Source organism: Pelomonas lactea (assembly GCF_043555885.1).
Taxonomy (GTDB): domain Bacteria; phylum Pseudomonadota; class Gammaproteobacteria; order Burkholderiales; family Burkholderiaceae_C; genus Pelomonas; species Pelomonas lactea.
In genome coordinates this window covers 64,418-80,332 of sequence record NZ_JBIGHX010000005.1, presented here as the reverse complement: position 1 = coordinate 80,332, position 15,915 = coordinate 64,418, and the positions used below count along the sequence as shown (strand labels likewise).

At 70.5% G+C, this 15,915-nt stretch carries 8 protein-coding genes; 7 read left to right on the top strand and 1 reads right to left on the bottom strand.

Annotated features, from left to right (window positions below; translation table 11 throughout):
• Positions 1–9: 9 nt before the first annotated feature.
• Positions 10–2,292, bottom strand: a complete 2,283-nt coding sequence (gene yicI / locus ACG04Q_RS15435) for an alpha-xylosidase (protein ID WP_394511803.1) — start codon at positions 2,290–2,292, stop codon at positions 10–12.
• A 224-nt stretch (positions 2,293–2,516) separates the two neighbouring features.
• Between yicI and ACG04Q_RS15430 the strand changes: the two genes are divergently transcribed.
• From ACG04Q_RS15430 to ACG04Q_RS15400, 7 genes are all read left to right on the top strand, one after another.
• Positions 2,517–3,746 carry an ROK family protein gene (locus tag ACG04Q_RS15430; protein WP_394511802.1) on the top strand — a complete coding sequence of 410 codons (1,230 nt, stop codon included), beginning with the start codon at positions 2,517–2,519 and terminating at the stop codon, positions 3,744–3,746.
• Positions 3,746–5,200, top strand: coding sequence for a xylulokinase (gene xylB, locus ACG04Q_RS15425; protein ID WP_394511800.1), 1,455 nt, complete (start codon positions 3,746–3,748; stop codon positions 5,198–5,200). Before ACG04Q_RS15430 ends, xylB begins: the two co-directional genes overlap by 1 nt.
• A 14-nt stretch (positions 5,201–5,214) precedes the next feature.
• Positions 5,215–6,528, top strand: a complete 1,314-nt coding sequence (xylA, locus tag ACG04Q_RS15420) for a xylose isomerase (RefSeq protein ID WP_394512155.1) — start codon at positions 5,215–5,217, stop codon at positions 6,526–6,528.
• Between the two features lie 181 nt (positions 6,529–6,709).
• Positions 6,710–9,745 carry a TonB-dependent receptor gene (locus ACG04Q_RS15415; protein ID WP_394511799.1) on the top strand — a complete coding sequence of 1,012 codons (3,036 nt, stop codon included), beginning with the start codon at positions 6,710–6,712 and terminating at the stop codon, positions 9,743–9,745.
• Positions 9,746–9,824: 79 nt separating this feature from the next.
• Positions 9,825–11,468, top strand: coding sequence for a DUF5597 domain-containing protein (locus ACG04Q_RS15410; protein WP_394511798.1), 1,644 nt, complete (start codon positions 9,825–9,827; stop codon positions 11,466–11,468).
• Complete coding sequence (locus ACG04Q_RS15405) at positions 11,465–13,630, top strand: hypothetical protein (RefSeq protein WP_394511797.1); 2,166 nt, start codon at positions 11,465–11,467, stop codon at positions 13,628–13,630. The genes ACG04Q_RS15410 and ACG04Q_RS15405 overlap by 4 nt, the downstream gene beginning before the upstream one ends.
• Complete coding sequence (locus tag ACG04Q_RS15400; RefSeq protein WP_394511796.1) at positions 13,627–15,915, top strand: glycoside hydrolase family 95 protein; 2,289 nt, start codon at positions 13,627–13,629, stop codon at positions 15,913–15,915. The genes ACG04Q_RS15405 and ACG04Q_RS15400 overlap by 4 nt, the downstream gene beginning before the upstream one ends.

Here is a 15,915-nt window from a genome sequence, read left to right as displayed (position 1 = left end):
CCGGGGGCATCAGCCGCCCCAGCTCAGCGTGGCACCTTCGGCCAGCACCGGGCTGCGCCGGCCGTCCACGTCCAGGCCCCAGTCGCGCAGCGCGCCGTCGGTGACCCGGGCCGTGTACTGGCTGCCGGCGCGGCTGACCGTGCCGCGCGCCGCGACGTGGCCGTCCAGGCCCACGACCGTGAAGGTCGCACTGGCGCCATCCGCCAGCTCGAACACGCGCAGCACGGTGCCGCGGGCGTAGTCGTAGTCGGGCTTGTCGGTCTCGGCGCCCCACGGGATGACGCTGTTCGGTGCCGCATAGAGCGGCATCGACAGGAAGTCGTGCGTCTCGCGGTACCAGCGGCCGCCGGCCTTCTTCTCGCCCGACAGCAGGTGCGTCCACGTGCCCTCGGGCAGGTACACCTCCACCTCGCCGCTCTCGGTGAACACGGGCGCGACGAGCAGGCTCTCGCCCAGCTGGTACTGCCGGTCCAGCGTCGTGCAGGCCGGGTCCTGCGGATGCTCCAGCAGCATCGCGCGCATCAGCGGCACGCCCGTCTCCGTCGCCTCGTGCGCCTTGGCGTAGAGGTAGGGCATGAGCTGGTGCTTGAGCCGCGTGAAGACGCGCAGCACGTCGCAGCTCTCCTCGTCCACCAGCCATGGCACCCGGTAGCTGCTGCTGCCGTGCAGGCGGCTGTGCGAGGACATCAGGCCGAACTGGATCCAGCGCTTGTAGACGGCCGGCGGCGGCTTGCCCTCGAAGCCGCCGATGTCGTGGCTCCAGAACGCGAAGCCGCAACTCGTGAGCGACAGGCCGCCGCGCAGGCTCTCGGCCATGGACTCGAAGGTGCTCCAGCAGTCACCACCCCAGTGCACCGGGAAGCGCTGGCCCGACGCGTAGGTGGAGCGGGCGAAGACGATGGCGTCGCGGCCCTGGCGCTCCTGCAGCAGCTCGAACACGGCCTCGTTGTATTGCAGCGCGTAGAGGTTGTGCATCTCGACAGGATCGGAGCCGTCGAAGTACTGCACGCCCTCGCTCGGGATGCGCTCGCCGAAGTCGGTCTTGAAACAGTCGGCGCCCTGGTCCAGCAGGCGGCGCAGGTGGCCCTGGTACCAGGCCTTGGCGGCGGGGTTCGTGAAGTCCACGATGGCCATGCCGGGCTGCCACAGGTCGGTCTGGAAGGTCAGGCCGTTCGTCCGCTTGATGAAGTAGCCCTCGCGCACCCCTTCGGCGAACAGCGGCGACTTCTGCGCCACGTAGGGGTTGATCCAGAGGCTGATCTTCAGGCCCTTGGCATGCAGGCGCGCCAGCATGGCCTCGGGATCGGGGAAGCCGCGCGGGTCCCAGGCGAAGTCGCACCACTGGAACTCGCGCATCCAGAAGCAGTCGAAGTGGAAGACCGACAGCGGCAGCTCGCGGCGGGCCATCTCGTCGATGAAGTGCGTGGCCGTGGCCTCGTCGTACTTCGTCGTGAAGGACGTCGTCAGCCACAGGCCGAAGCTCCACGCCGGCGGCAGCGGCGCGCGGCCTGTCAGCGCTGTCAACCGGGACACGACATCCTTGGGCGTGGGGCCGGCGATGACGCAGTAGTCCAGGCTCTCACCCTCGCGGCTGAACTGCACGCGGGCCACCTTCTCCGAGCCGACCTCGAAGGACACCGGGCCGGCCTCGTTGACGAGCACGCCGTAGCCACGGCTGGTCAGGTAGAACGGCACGTTCTTGTAGGCCTGCTCGCAGGCGGTGCCGCCGTCCTTGTTGGTGTTCTCGACGACCTGGCCGTTCTTGACGAACGGCGTGAAGCGCTCACCCAGGCCGTACACGTTCTCGCCGACGGCCAGCGTCAGCTGCTCGTGCACGTGGTTGCGCGTGATGCCGTCCTTGCCGGCCCACTGGATGTAGCCCAGGCCGCGCCAGTCGCTCTTGGTGAGCACGCGCTCGCCTTCGCGGAACGTGAGGCCCCAGCCCTCGCCCTTCTTCACGTCGACCGAGATCGCGCCCGAGGTCAGCGTGGCCTGGGTCTCGCCGTCGACGATCTGCACGGCGGGATGGCTGGCGCCCACCATGGGGATGTGCAGGCGCGGCGCGCTCGACGCGGTGTAGTGCGCCACGCTGACGCGGATGACGCCGGGCAGCGGCGAGCTCAGCGTCACGGTGAGCGTGGGGCCCTGCAGCGTGTCGCCGCGGTGCTTGATGGGGCGCGTCGTGGCGAGCACGACAAGGCGGTCTTCGTGGACGTCAACGGCGTAGGCCTCGGCCGCGTAGTGCGCGGCGACGCCCGGCTGAAGCATCCACTGTCCGTCAGTGAACTTCATGAGGGGTTCCTGGTTGTCTCCGATCGGCGGCGCGAGGCCTGCCTCTTCGCTTGGCCACCCTTGCGGATGACGGCTGGCCCGACCGCCTCGGCGGCCTGGCGCGGCGCCATCTTCGGCGCAGCGTTGCGGAACGCGCTAGGGGCTTTCACCCAATTTACTTCGTGCGACGGCCGAACTAATATGTCCAAAAACCTGGACTCCAGGGCACAACAAGGAGACAAGCGTTGCAGGCTGAAGCCGCCGGTAGTCAGCAGTTGCTGAAGGTCATCAACCGCATGGCGCTGGTGAGGCACCTCTGTGCCCACCCGGGCCTGTCGCGGGCCGACCTGGCCGGCGCCGTGGGCCTGACGAAGTCCACCGTCAGCCTGCTGGTGCGCGAACTGGTGGCCGAGGGCTGGCTGGTGGAGAGCGAAGTCGTCGCCACCGGCGACCTGGGCCGCCGCCCCACGCCGCTGTTCATCGACCCGGCCCGCCTGCTGCTGCTGGGTGCCGAGGTAGGCATCGAGTCCGTGCGCGTCGTCGCCACGTCGCTGACCGGCGAGCTGCGCGCCTGCGCCGTCGCCAGCTACGGCGCCAGCCGCACGGCCAAGGCCTGCATCGCCACGCTGGCCACGGCGCTGCTGAAGGTGCGCAAGCAGCTGGATGCCAGCCAGCAGATCCTCGGCATCGGCGTGGGCCTGCCCGGCGGCGTCAACGAGGCGCGCGGGGTGCTGAACTTCGCGCCCAACCTCGGCTGGCGCGACATTCCCGTCGGCGCGCTGCTGGCCGAGAAGCTGCAGGACACGCTGCTGGCCGGCGTGCCGCTGTTCCTGCAGAACGAGGCCGACGTCGCCGCGTTGGGCGAGCTGGAGTTCAACCCGTCGCCCGCGTCCGACCCGCTGCTGTACGTCTCCATCAACCAGGGCCTGGGCGCCGGCGTCATCGTCGGCGACCGGCTTCTGACCGGCAGCCGCGGCTTTGCCGGCGAGGTGGGCCACATGGTGCTGCAGCTGAACGGCCCGCGCTGCTCCTGTGGCCGCCGCGGCTGCGCCGAGGCGCTGATCGCCACCCGCGCGATGCTGGGCGGCAGCCAGGACGGCACCGCACTGCGCTCGCTGGCCGAGGTGCGCGCCCACCTGGTGGATGAAGACGCCGAGACGCTGAAGGCCGTCAACTCCGCCGGCCGCAACCTGGGCGTGCTGCTGCAGAACCTCGCCACCGCCTACGACCCCTGCTGCATCGTGCTGGGCGGCTCGGTGGTCGAGCTGGGCGAGCCCTTCCTGCAACCGGCGCTGGACACGCTGCTGGACTACGCCAGCGCCGCCAACCTGCCGCCGCCCAGCGTGCGCACGTCGCGCTTCGGTGCCAACGCCGTCGCCGTGGGCGCCGCCGCGCTGGCGCGCTACCGGCTCACGCGCCCGGCGCTGCCGCTGGCCGACACCGGCGTGGCACTCACTCTCGAGGAAACCGCCTGATGTATCTGGGCATCGATCTCGGCACGTCCGAAGTCAAGCTGCTGCTGCTCGACGGCCGTGGCGCCATCGTCGGCACCGCGGGCAGCACGCTCACGCTGCAGAGCCCGCAGCCGCTGTGGTCCGAGCAGCACCCGGCCGACTGGTGGACGGCCACGCAAGCCGCCGTCGCCCAGCTGCGCAACGCCCACCCGGCCGAGTTCGCGCAGGTGCGCGGCATCGGTCTGTCGGGCCAGATGCACGGCGCCGTGCTGCTGGGCAGCGATGACACCGTGCTGCGACCCGCCATCCTGTGGAACGACGGCCGCTGCCACACCGAGTGCGCCGAGCTGGAAGCCGCCGCGCCGGCGCTGCACGACATCGCCGGCAACCTCGCGATGCCCGGCTTCACGGCGCCCAAGCTGCTGTGGGTCAGCAGGCACGAGCCCGACGTCTTCGCCCGCGTGGCCAGCGTGCTGCTGCCCAAGGACTGGCTGCGCCTGCAGCTGACGGGCGAGAAGGTCAGCGACCCGTCCGACGCCGCCGGCACGCTGTGGCTGGACGTGGCGCGCCGCGACTGGTCCGACGAGCTGCTGGCCGCCACCGGCCTGACGCGCGCCCACATGCCGCGCCTCGTGGAGGCCAGCGAGCCCAGCGGCGTGCTGCGGCCCGAACTCGCGGCCGCCTGGGGCCTGGGCGCCGAAGTCATCGTGGCCGGCGGCGCGGGCGACAACGCCGCCAGCGCCATCGGCATCGGCGCCACGCAGCCCGGTAATGGCTTCATCTCGCTCGGCACGTCGGGCGTGCTGTTCGTCGTCAACGACCGCTACCGGCCCAACCCCGCCTCCGCCGTCCATGCCTTCTGCCACGCGCTGCCGGCGCGCTGGCACCAGATGAGCGTCATGCTGTCGGCCGCCAGCTGCCTGCGCTGGTTCTGCAACCTGGTGGGCCTGCACGAAAGCACGTTGCTGGCCGAACTGGCGCGCAATGACAGCGCAGTCACCGACGCAGCGCCAATCTTCCTGCCCTACCTGGCCGGCGAGCGCACGCCGCACAACGACCCGTTCGCGCCCGGCGTGTTCCACGGCCTGAAGAGCCGGACGACACGCGCCGACTGCACCTACGCCGTGCTCGAAGGCGTGGCCTTCGGTCTGGCCGACGGGCTGGCCGCGCTGCGGGCCGCCGGCACCCAGGTGCGCCAGCTGTCGCTCGTCGGCGGCGGTTCGCGCAGCCCGTACTGGGCGCAGCTGATCGCCGATGCGCTGGACGTGGAGATCGTCGTGCACGCCGGCAGCGAGGCCGGCGGCGCCCTGGGCGCGGCACGGCTCGGCTGGCTCGCCACGGGCGGCCAGGTCGCCGACGTCTGCACCCGCCCCGCCATCTCCGCGCGCTTCGCGCCGAGTTCCACACGCCACGCCCGCCTGGCCCCGCGCCTGGCGCGCTTCCGTGACCTGTACCAGCGCCTCAAAGGCGCATGACCTGCCCCCCTGCCATGAGCTACTTCGAACATATCCAGCCCATCCGCTTTGAAGGTGCCGACAGCCCGAACGACCTGGCCTTCAAGCACTACGACAAGGACCGCCTCGTGCTGGGCAAGCGCATGGAAGACCACCTGCGCTTCGCCGCCTGCTACTGGCACAACTTCGTGTGGACCGGCCTGGACCCGTTCGGCGGCGCCACCTTCGAGCGCCCCTGGTTCCAGGGCGGCTCGCCGATGGAACTGGCGCGCGCCAAGGCCGACGCGGCCTTCGAGTTCTTCGCCAAGCTGGGCGTGCCGTACTACTGCTTCCACGACCGCGACGTCGCCCCCGAGGGCGCCACGCCGCGCGAAAGCCAGGACAACTTCCACCGCATCGTCGACCTGCTGGGCGAGAAGCAGCAGGCCACAGGCCTGAAGCTGCTGTGGGGCACGGCCAACCTGTTCAGCCACCGCCGCTTCATGTCGGGCGCCGCGAGCAACCCCGACCCCGAGATCTTCAAGATGGCCGCGCTGCAGGTGCGCGACGCGCTGGAGGCCACGCTGAAGCTGGGCGGCGAGAACTACGTGCTGTGGGGCGGCCGCGAGGGCTACGAGACGCTGCTGAACACGCGCCTCGCCCAGGAGATGGACCAGCTGGGCCGCTTCCTGACCATGGTCGTCGAGCACAAGCACAAGATCGGTTTCAAGGGCGCCATCCTCATCGAGCCCAAGCCGCGCGAGCCGTCCAAGCACCAGTACGACTTCGACACCGCCACCGTCTACGGCTTCCTCGTGCGCTACGGGCTGGAGAAGGAAGTCAAGGTCAACATCGAGGCCAACCACGCGACGCTGTCGGGCCACAGCTTCGAGCACGAGATCGCCACCGCCGGCGCCCTGGGCATCCTCGGCAGCCTGGACATGAACCGCGGTGACCCGCAGCTGGGCTGGGACACCGACCAGTTCCCCAACAACGTGCCCGAGACGGCCATCGCGCTGTACCACGTGCTCAAGGCCGGCGGCCTGGGCTCGGGCGGCCTGAACTTCGACGCCAAGGTGCGCCGCCAGAGCATCGACGCGGCCGACCTGTTCCACGGCCACATCGGCGGCATGGACGTCTGCGCGCAGGCGCTGCTGGTGGCCGAGAAGATGATCAACGACGGCCGCCTGCAGGCCGCGCAGGACGCGCGTTATGCCGGCTGGGACACGCCCGCCGGCCAGGACATCCTGTCGGGCAAGCGCTCGCTCGCCGAGCTGGCCGACGACGTGCTCGCGAAGAACGCGGACGTCGCGCCCGTGTCGGGCCGCCAGGAGGTCCTGGAGAACCTCGTCAACCGCTTCTGCGGCTGATCGCTTGCGCCCCAACCCCCAGCCCGCGCCCACCGACACCGCTGACATGGCGACCACCCGAGCCGCAGCCAGCCCCCGTCGGCGCGGGCGATGTTGACCCCCACCCATTCCCGCCGAACCAGCAGCAGTACCCGGCAACACCAGCCCCCCGTGCCAACGAGCACATCCAGAGGAGACAACTGTGAACCAGCCCCAGAGAACCCTGATTTCCCTCGCCGCCGCCCAGGCCGCGCTGCTCAGCAGCGGCCTGGCGATGGCGCAGACCGCGCCGGCCCCGGCGCCCACCCAGAAGGTCGAGACCGTCGTCGTGTCGGGCAAGCGCGCCGCGCTGCAGTCGGCACAGAAGATCAAGCAGGACTCCGACGAGATCGTCGACTCCATCGTCTCGGAAGACATGGGCGCCCTGCCCGACCGCTCCGTCACCGAGGTGCTGCAGCGCATCGTCGGCGTGACCATCGACCGCACCATGTCCAAGGGCGACCCCGAGCACTACTCGGTGGAGGGCTCCGGCGTCACCATCCGCGGCCTCACCTACGTGCGCTCCGAGCTGAACGGCCGTGACTCGTTCTCCGCCAACGGCGGCCGCGCGCTGAACTTCGAGGACGTGCCGCCCGAACTGATGGCGGCCGTGGACGTCTACAAGAACCCGTCGGCCGAGCAGATCGAAGGCTCCATCGGCGGCCTCGTGAACCTGCGCACCGCGCTGCCGTTCGACTACCCCGGCTTCAAGGCCTCGCTGTCGGCGCAGACCACCTATTCCAAGCTCAAGGGCACGCGCGCGCCGTCGTTCTCGGGCCTGCTGTCCAACCGCTGGGACACGCCCATCGGCCGCGTCGGCGCGCTGATCAGCCTGGCCTCGTCGGAAAGCGGCACCCGCACCGACGCCTTCCAGGTCGAGCCCTACTATCCGCGCACCGACGCCGTCGCCAACCAGGCCGCCGGCACGACGCTGTGGATCCCGAAGGGCGCGCAGTGGCGCACGCTGGAGTTCGACCGCAAGCGCAAGGGCACCTATGCCGCGCTGCAGTGGAAGAACGAGGCGCTGGAATCGTCGCTGACCTACTTCAAGTCCAAGTACCGCATGGACTGGACGGAGAACGCGATCTTTGCGCAGTCCTCGCCGTACAAGATCAAGGTCGCCGACGGCCAGTTCGACGCCAACGGCGCGATGGTCTACGGCACGCTGAGCAACAGCGACGGCTCGCCCATCGACTTCGGCGCCGACACCCGCATCGCCTTCCGCAACTCCACCACGCGCGACGTGGGCTGGAACGTGACCTGGAAGCCCAGCGAGCGCTGGACGCTCAAGTCCGACCTGCAGCACATCAAGGCCAAGACCGACAGCTTCGACTCCACCGTCGCCACCGGCGTGCAGATGCTCAAGGAGACGCTGGACCTGCGCGGCACCTACCCGACGCTGGTGTTCGACGACGCGTCGCGCGCCGCCCTCCTCGACCCGGCCAAGAACTACTGGGCCTTCACGATGGAGGACATGAGCAAGAGCACGGCGACCGAGACCGCGTGGAAGGGCGACGCCAAGTTCAACTTCGACCACGCCGTGCTGCAGGACCTGCGCTTCGGCCTGCGCTTGGCCAAGCGCAACGCGGAGTCGGTCAACTCGCGCCCCGGCTACCACTGGGCGGCCATCACGCAGACCTGGCAGCAGGGCTGGGCCATCGACGACGTCGCGCGCCTGAGCAACCCCAAGTACGCCAGCGGCACGCACGTCTACAACTTCCCGAACTTCTTCAACGGCAAGGCCTCGGTGCCGTCGCTGATCTTCCCGGACCGCGCACTGGCCGCCAATTTCCCGCAGAGCTACCAGCAGCTGCACGGCTACGGCCTGGCGCAGTGCGAGGCCAAGAACGGCGTCGGCGCGCAGATCTGCAAGGAGTCCTGGTCGTCGGTGCCGTGGAGCCCCGCCACCTTCGGCGTCGACCCGTCCGGCAACAACGACCAGGATGAGCGCACGCAGGCCGGCTACGCGCAGCTGCGCTTCGGCTTCGAGGACCTGAAGTACCCCATCGACGGCAATGTCGGCGTGCGCGTCGTGCACACGTCGTCCACCGCGCATGGCTACACCGTCTTCAGCGGCAAGGCGGCGCCTCCGGGAGCGCTGGGGGTGCCGGTGCCCATCATGCCCAGCTACGAGGAAGCCAAGAGCTACGAGAACAGCTACACCAACGTGCTGCCGACGCTGAACCTGCGCATGAAGGCCGGCAGCGACCTGCAATACCGCTTTGCGCTCGGCAAGGGCATGACCCGCCCCGACTTCTCGCAGATGCAGGCCTACACCAAGCTCACGCAGGACTTCAAGTCGACGACCACCGGCACGGCCCCCAACACCGTGACCACGGTCGACAGCGTCAGCTTCACCGGCGAAGCCTCGGGCAACCCGATGCTCAAGCCCATCCGCTCCACGCAGGCGGACCTGACGGCCGAGTGGTACATCAACAAGTCCAGTTCGCTGACCGGCGCGGTGTTCTACAAGAAGCTCAGCGACGTCATCCTGAACCAGACGTCCATCAAGCAGCTGCCCGATGTGGCCGGCAAGCTGTACGACTTCACCGTCACCACGCCCATCAACGGCGCCGACGGCCATGCCAAGGGCATCGAGCTGGCCTACCAGACCTACTTCGACTTCCTGCCGGGCTGGCTGTCGGGCCTGGGCATGCAGGCCAACTACACCTACGTGGACAGCAGCACCAAGCTGAAGACGCCGGTGCAACAGCTGTACTGCTCGGGCGGCAACTCGGCCGCCAACGTCAACCTGAACCTCAACGGCTGCGATGTGGATGGCCGCACCTTCGGCAACCTGCCGCTGCAGAACCTGTCGAAGAACGCGTTCAACCTGGCCTTCATGTTCGACCGCGGCCCGTTCTCGGCGCGCGTGGCGTACAGCTGGCGCTCCAAGTACCTGCAGAACGTCAACGTGAACGGCACGCAGGGCGGTGATGGCCTGGACACCAACCCCAACAGCCCCACGAAGGGCCAGACCAACGTCGCCTGGGGTCTGCCCACGTGGGCCGACGGTTTCGGCCAGGTGGACGCCAGCGTGTTCTACAAGATCACCGACCAGTTCACGGTGGGCCTGGAAGGTCAGAACCTGACCGACTCGACCTACAAGCAGCTCATGCAGCAGCACATCGGCATGAAGGGCCGCGCCTGGTTCGCCACCGGTCCGCGCTACACGCTGCAGATGCGCTACAGCTACTAAGCTCCGGGCCCAGCAAGCCTTGCCGGCGGCGGCCCACGCCGCCGCCGGCTATTTTTTGGCTCCTACCTCCCATCGCCTCATGCGCAAGCTCCTCATCTCCCTGCTCGCGTGTGCCGCTTCGCTGGCCGCCCAGCCCGCGTTGTCGGCCGAAGCGCCCCGCCTCGTCAGCCAGAACGGCCGCCATGCGCTGTTGGTCGACGGCAAGCCCTTCCTCATCCTCGGCGCGCAGGCGCACAACTCCAGCAATTACCCCGGCGCGCTCCAGCCCGTCTGGGCCGCCGCCAACGACCTGAAGGCCAACACCGTGCTGATGCCGGTGGCGTGGGAGCAGGTCGAGCCCGTCGAGGGCCGGTTCGACTTCAGCTTCGTCGACACCCTCGTCAAGCAGGCCCGCGCGCAGAAGAAGCGGCTGGTGATCCTGTGGTTCGGCACCTGGAAGAACACCAGCGCGCAGTACACGCCCGAGTGGGTCAAGCTCGACCCCAAGCGCTTCCCCTTCAACCGGGACCGCGACGGCAGCTCGAACTACAGCCTCAGCCCCTTCGGCGCCGAGACGCTGAAGGCCGACAAGCGCGCCTTCGTCGCGCTGATGGGCCACCTGAAGAAGCTCGACTCGACCGAACGCACCGTGCTGATGGTGCAGGTGGAGAACGAGGTGGGCACCTACGGCCTGGTGCGCGATTTCAGCCCCGCCGCGCAGGCCGCGTTCGAGCAGCCGGTGCCCGCCGCCGTGCTGGCGCGCCAGAAGCCCAAAGCTGCGGCCACGGGCACCTGGCGCGAGGTCTACGGCGACTACGCCGACGAGTACTTCCACGCCTGGGCCATCGCCCGCTACATCGGCGAGATCGCCGCGGCCGGCAAGGCCGTCTACGACCTGCCCATGTACGTGAACAACGCGCTGCGCAACCCGCTGGAGCAGCCGCCCAAGCCCTGGAACAAGGACTTCGCCAGCGGCGGCCCGACCTGGGACGTCATCGACATCTACAAGGCCGCCGCACCCGCCGTCGACATCGTCGCGCCGGACATCTACAACCCCGAATCCGCCCAGGTGAACGCCAATCTGCGCCTGTTCGGGCGCGCCGACAACGCGCTGTGGGTGCCCGAGATCGGCACCAAGCCGGCCTATGGCCGCTTCCTGTACGCGATGCTGGGCCGCGGCGCCATCGGCGTGTCGCCGTTCGGCATCGACTACTTCGACTACAGCAACCACCCGCTGGGCGCGACGGCCACCGACAAGACCATCGTCGAGCCCTTCGAGCGCGTCTACCGCATGTTCGCGCCCATCCAGCGCCAGTGGGCGCAGTGGGCGTTCGACGGCAAGACCCAGGGCATCGGTGAAGGCGACGACCGCAAGCCCCAGCAGCTGGACTTCCCCGGCTGGAGCGCCAAGCTGACCTACCGCCTGGGCCGCTTCGGCGAGGCCGCGTGGGGCGGCGAGTTCGCCAAGCCCGCAGCCGGCACCGAGGAGCCGGGCGGCGGCGCCGCCATCGCGCAGATCGCGCCCGACGAGTTCCTCGTCATCGGCCATCGCGTGCGCGTGCGCATGGAGCCCGCCGAAGGCACCAAGGGCATGATGCTGCGCGCCGAGCAGGGCCGCTTCGACGCACAGGGCCGCTGGGTCATGGAGCGCGTGTGGAACGGCGACCAGGTCGACTACGGCCTGAACCTCCCCGCCGAGCCGATGATGCTCAAGGTCAAGATGGGCCGTCCGGCGCAGCCATGATGCAGCGCCGCCACCTGCTGCAGGCCGCAGGCCTGCTCGCGCTGCCCGCCTGGGCGGCCGACAACGCGCCGTCGTACGACTGGCGCAGCCTCACCTACGGCGCTGGCGGCTTCATCGACGGCTTCGTGTTCCACCCCGCCGAGCGCGGCCTGCTGTACGCGCGCACCGACATCGGCGGCGCCTACCGCTTCGACCCCGCGGCCAGGCGCTGGCTGCCGCTGCTGGACCACCTGCCCAAGGCCGACGCCGACCTGATGGGCGTGCTCAGCCTCGCGGTGGACCCGACCGACGCCAACCGCGTCTACGCCGCCTGCGGCCTCTACACCGGCGAGTGGGCGCGCAAGGCGGCGCTGCTGGCGTCCACCGACCGCGGCGCGACGTGGACCTTGCACGAGCTGGGCATCAGGCTCGCCGGCAACGGCCCCGGCCGCGGCAGCGGCGAGCGCCTGCAGGTGGACCCGCGCCGCCCCGAGCGCCTGCTGCTGGGCACCACGCAGGACGGCCTGCTGCAGAGCACCGACCGCGGCCGCAGCTTCAGCCGCGTCGGCGGCTTCCCGGCCCGGCACGTGTCGCTGGTGCTGTTCGCCGGCCCGCGCACGGTCTATGCCGGCAGCCACGACCAGCCCGGCCTGTTCGTCTCCACCGACGACGGCGCCACGTTCACGCGCATCGCCGAGCTGCCCGCACAGGCGCCGCAGCGCGCGGCACTCGGGCCGGACGGCTCGCTGTACGTCAGCCTCGCCGCCGGCGACGCCGGCCAGGTCGTCAACCCCAGCTACGCCAAGACCGGCAGCGTCTGGCGCCGCGCGCCGGACGGCCGCTGGCGCGACATCACGCCAGTCCGGCCTGGCGGCGGCCAGACCTTCGGCTACTCGGGGCTGGACGTCGACGCCAAGCGCCCCGGCCGCGTCGTCGTCACCACCATCGAGCGCTGGAGCCAGGGCGACGAGCTCTACGTCTCCGACGACTTCGGCGCCAGCTGGGCGCCGCTGAGCCCGCGCTCCGCGTTCGACGCGAGCACGCACCCGTGGCTGCAGGCCTACCAGGCCAAGACGCACCATCAGCAGGGCCACTGGCTGGCCGACTTCAAGATCGACCCGCACGACGGCGACCACGCCGTCTACGGCACCGGCTACGGCCTGTGGATGACCGGCAACCTCGGCGCTCCCAAGGTGAACTGGGCGTTCACCGTCGACAACCTGGAAGAGACCGCCGTGCTGGGGCTGGAAAGCCCGTCCGGCGGCGCGTCGCTGCTGGCGGCCATGGGCGACGTGTCCGGCGCCGCGTGGGACGACCTGGCGCAAGGCCCGAAGACCGGCTTGTTTATGCCAGCCGGCGAAACCTGCCGTTCGGTGTCCTATGCGGAGTTGAACCCGGGCATCGTCGCGCGCACGTCCGACGCGGCGGCCAACGGCGGCTACTGGTCGCCCGACGGCGGCGCCAGCTGGCGCGCGTTCGGCCCGTCCACGCGCAACACCAAGACGCCCGAGGGCTGGACCGCATCCAGCGGCCAGGTGGCCGTGTCGGCCAAGGGGGGCTTCTTCCTGTGGGCACCCGACAAGCAGCCGGCACTGTGCTCGCGCGACCGCGGCAAGACCTGGACCGCGAGCCAGGGCTGGCCGGCCGAACGCGACGTGACGCTCACGCCCGTGGCCGACCGCACCGTCGAAGGCGTGTTCCACGTGTTCGACCGTGCCAACGGCCGCATCCTCACCAGCACCGACGGCGGCGCCAGCTTCCAGCCCGGCATCACCGGCCTGCCCAAGCTGCAGAACTGGCAGAGCGCACAACTCGTCTGCGCACCGGGCCAGCTGCGCGACCTCTGGCTGGCGCTGCCCGACGGCCTGCTGCACCTGCCCGGCGTGGACAGCAAGCCTCAGGGCGTGCGCGGCGTCGTCGAACCGTGGCGCGTGGCCGTCGGCAAGGCGGCACCCGGCGCGGCCTACCACGCGGTCTACGTGTGGGGCCGCGTGAAGGTGGGCGGCCAGGACGTCGAAGGCCTGTTCCGCTCCGTCGACACCGGCGCGACCTGGCAGCGCATCAACGACGACGCCCACCGCTACGGCCGCCTCAACGCGCTGGCCGCGGACCCGCTGGAGTTCGGCGTCGTCTACCTGGCGCCGGAAGGGCGCGGCGTCGTCATCGGCAAACCGAAGGCATGAAGCGTCTGGTCGTCACCGCCCTGCTGGCCCTCGCGCTGCCGCTGCAGGCCGCGGAGCTGGTGCTGCGCTATGCCACGCCGGCACCCGACACACCACAGGGCTGGGAGCAGCAGGCGCTGCCCATCGGCAACGGTCGCCTCGGCGCGATGCTGTTCGGCCAGGTCGCGCGCGACCGGTTGCAGTTCAACGACATCACGCTGTGGACCGGCGACGCCCAGACGATGGGCGCCTACCAGCCGTTCGGCGACGCGGTGCTGACGCTGGACGGCGCCGACGCCCCCGTGACCGGCTACCGCCGCGAGCTGGACATCGCCCGCGCGGTGAACCGCGTGCGCTACACGCAGGCCGGCACGCGCTTCACGCGCGAGGCCCTCGCCAGCCACCCGGCGCAGGTCATCGCGTGGCGGCTCACGGCCGACCGGCCCGGCCGCTACAACGGCCGCATCGCGCTGACCGACCGCCACGGCGCGGCACTCAGCGCCGCCGGCCAGACGCTGACGGCCACCGGCACGCTGCCCAACAGCCTGGCCTACGCCAGCCAGCTGCGCGTGCAGCACGACGGCGGCACGGTCGCCATCGACGGCGACACGCTGACCTTCCGCGGTGTCAACGCGCTGACGATCCTCCTCGGCGCCGGCACGAGCTTTGCCGACAGCCTGCCGCCGCTGCCGCGCGTGCAGGCGCAGGTGGCCGCCGCCAAGCCCTGGCCGCAGCTGCGCGCCGACCACGAACGAGACGTGGCCTCGCTGCTGGGCCGCGTGCAGCTGGACCTGGGCGCCAGCCCCGCCGACCGCCGTGCACTGACGACCGACGCCCGCCTGGCCGCCTACACCCGGAGCGGCGGCGACCCGGAACTGGAGGCGCTGTACTTCCACTACGGCCGCTACCTGCTCGCCAGCAGCTCGCGTGACGCGTTGCCCGCCAACCTGCAGGGCCTGTGGAACGACCACCTGCAGCCGCCGTGGAACAGCGACTACCACTCCAACATCAACCTGCAGATGAACTACTGGCCGGCCGAGGTGACCCACCTCGCCGACGCCGCGCGGCCGCTGCATCGCTTCGTGCAGCGCCTCATCCCCGAATGGCGCCGCCCCGTGGCCGAGCGCGCGATGCAGGCACTGAAAGACCCCGCCTCGCTGCCGCCCGAGACGCCGCCGTGGGACAACTCCGTGCAGCCGCCCGTCGAGACCTTCCTGAAGGACGGCCGCCCCGTGCGTGGCTGGACCGTGCGCACCGAGACCAACCCCTTCGGCGCACAGAGCTACCTGTGGAACATGACCGGCAACGCCTGGTACGCGCGCCACTTCTGGGAGCACTACGCGTTCACGCAGGACAAGGCCTTCCTGCGCGAGCAGGCCTGGCCGGTGCTGAAGGAAGTGGGCGAGTTCTGGGAAGACCGGCTGAAGGCCTTGCCGGACGGTCCGATGAAGGGTCGCCTCGTCGCACCCAACGGCTGGTCGCCCGAGCATGGGCCCATCCAGGACGGCGTGGCGTATGACCAGCAGATCCTGTGGGATCACTTCGACAACATGGCGCAGGCCGCGGCGGCGCTGGGCGAGCGGGCCGCGCAGACGCACGCCGAGTCCCTCCGCGACCGCCTGGCCAGCCCGCGTATCGGCAGCTGGGGCCAGTTGCTGGAGTGGCTGGACGAGCTGACCGACCCCGTGCTGGACACGCCGCATGACACGCACCGCCACGTGTCCCACCTGTTCGCGCTGTTCCCCGGCCGGCAGATTTCGCCGGCGCTCACGCCCGCGCTGGCCGCCGCCGCGCGCAAGACGCTGGACGCGCGGGGCGACGTCAGCACCGGCTGGTCCATGGCCTGGAAGATGGCCTGGTGGGCCCGGCTGCACGACGGTGACCGCGCCCACCGCCTGCTGCGCGGGCTGCTCGCCACGCCCGGCGCCGCCGCCGCGCGGCCGGGTGCCGAGGTGCACCAGGGCGGCACCTACCCCAACCTGTTCGACACGCACCCGCCGTTCCAGATCGACGGCAACTTCGGCGCCACGGCGGCCATCGCGGAGATGCTGCTGCAGTCGCAGGACGGCGTCATCGACCTGCTACCCGCACTGCCTGCCGCCTGGCCGCAAGGCTCGGTGCGCGGCCTGCGCGCGCGCGGCGGCTTCGAGGTCGACATCGCCTGGGCGAACGGCCGCGTGACCAGCGCCATCGTGCGGTCCATCGCCGGCGCCGGCGGCGGCCGTGTTCGCGTGGGGGAGCGCGTGATCGACCTCCGACTCCAGCCCGGCCAGTCGCGCACGCTGCGCGCCAAGGACCTCTTCTGA